This window comes from Undibacterium sp. Tian12W (assembly GCF_049339405.1).
In the GTDB taxonomy this organism is placed as follows: domain Bacteria; phylum Pseudomonadota; class Gammaproteobacteria; order Burkholderiales; family Burkholderiaceae_D; genus Undibacterium.
Genome location: NZ_JBMPPK010000061.1, coordinates 1 through 873, shown reverse-complemented (window position 1 = coordinate 873; position 873 = coordinate 1). Strand labels below are relative to the sequence as shown.

Annotated in this window: 2 protein-coding genes; both read left to right on the top strand. The window is 50.4% G+C overall.

Features of this window, described 5'->3' with window-relative positions:
• On the top strand, nucleotides 1–537 hold a 537-nt coding region (locus ACO0LI_RS30595; RefSeq protein ID WP_423037697.1), incomplete at its 5' end, for a MotA/TolQ/ExbB proton channel family protein.
• Between the two features lie 224 nt (nucleotides 538–761).
• The coding region (locus ACO0LI_RS30590) for an ExbD/TolR family protein (protein WP_422980606.1) at nucleotides 762–873 on the top strand (112 nt) is incomplete at its 3' end.

Here is an 873-nt window from a genome sequence, read left to right as displayed (position 1 = left end):
GGCCAAGCCACAGATGCCCGTTCCAAATTCTGGAAAGCAGCTTCTGTACAAGCCGGTGCCGCTTCTTTGAAAGAAGGCAGCCCATTCCGCTTCATCGCTGACTCTGGTATCAAAGCCACAGAACACCACGAAGGCGCATTGCTCGAACAAATCGATCTGAACACCTGGGTTTCCATGTCCATCCAGCGCGCTGTTGATAAAGTTCAAAGCCGTTTGCAAGACGGTCTGGCCTTCCTTGCGACAGTTGGTTCCACAGCACCGTTCGTTGGTCTGTTCGGTACAGTATGGGGTATCTACCATGCGCTAACAGCGATTGGTATGTCCGGTCAAGCATCGATCGACAAAGTAGCGGGTCCGGTTGGTGAAGCGCTGATCATGACCGCGATTGGTCTGGCGGTCGCTGTTCCTGCAGTTCTCGGTTACAACTTCCTGGTTCGCCGCAACAAGAGCGCCATGGAAGAAGTCCGTGCGTTCTCCGCTGACCTGCACTCCGTTGTTCTGTCCGGTAATATGGGCAAAACAGCTGCTAAGAAGTAATTAGTAATCACTGATTAACACCCGAAGACCTCTCAACACAGAGGCACAGAGACACAGAGAAAAGCAAGAGGAAAATCTTCTAGCTGAAATTGATGAGAGATCGTTTCCCCAGTCATTGCAAGCAGCGCGTAATGAAAGGGTTTTCTCTGTGGGTTTTACTCTGTGACTCTGTGTCTCTGTGGTGAGGGGTCTTCCGTATTCAGTAATTTGAAAGAGAACACATTATGGCAATGGCAATTGGCAATGATGGAGATGGTGAAGACGAAGTCAACAGCACCATCAACACCACCCCGCTGGTCGACGTCATGCTGGTTTTGCTGATCATCTTCCTGATCA